At 45.0% G+C, this 794-nt stretch carries 1 protein-coding gene; it reads right to left on the bottom strand.

Going from position 1 to position 794, the window contains the following annotated elements; all coding sequences use genetic code 11:
* On the bottom strand, nucleotides 1-794 hold a 794-nt coding region (locus tag BM739_RS19890; protein WP_076543321.1), incomplete at both ends, for an IS110 family transposase.

Genomic DNA, 794 nt, shown 5'->3' with positions numbered 1-794 from the left:
ACCAATTTATTCGCTAATGCTACGACTGCGACATTAAATGGCTTTCTCGCTCTAAGCTCAAGTATCCATTCGCCAAACACCGCAACCGCAACGTCTGGCCTCGATAAAATTGACCGTGCTCCATGGATAAACAAGGTCCTTAACGCTTTGTTACCCCGCTTACTTATCCCCAACAACGTGGTTTTACCGCCAGTGGAGTATTGGTGCGGCACTAATCCTATCCACGCTGCTAACTGTCGTCCGTTTTTAAAATTACCCGCATCAGAGATATCGGCTAAACACTGACTCGCCGTTAAATCCCCCACACCAGGGATAGACTTCAGCAATTGAGCATCTGCATTTTGCTCGACAAGCTGTTTAAGCTTTTTATCTTGCCCTGCGATACGCTCATTAAGCTGTAAATAGTACTCATGATGTTCTATCAATTCTTGCATCAACATGGCAGGAAGCGGTTCACCGTTATCAGCGAGCCATTGAAATAATACTTTCATTTTGGCATGCCCTCTAGGAAAGCTCATGCCAAACTCCAGTAAAATTGCCCCAATTCGTGACATACACGCGGTCCGCTCTTTGATATAACTTGAGCGAACTCGCTGAATAACACTAATGACTTGTGCTGATTCTGTTTTAACACCAACAAAGCGCATCGATGGTCTTGTGCATGCTTCTGCTATCGCATCGGCATCGATGTAATCATTTTTATTGGTTTTAACATAAGGCTTAACGTACTGCGGGGGAATAAGTTTAACCTCATGACCGAGGGCTTGGCATTTTCTTGCCAACCAGTGGGAACC

Source organism: Shewanella sp. UCD-KL21 (assembly GCF_001957135.1).
Taxonomy (GTDB): Bacteria; Pseudomonadota; Gammaproteobacteria; order Enterobacterales; family Shewanellaceae; genus Shewanella.
The sequence above is the reverse complement of the archived record's forward strand: the minus strand, read 5'-3'. Positions and strand labels throughout refer to the sequence as shown.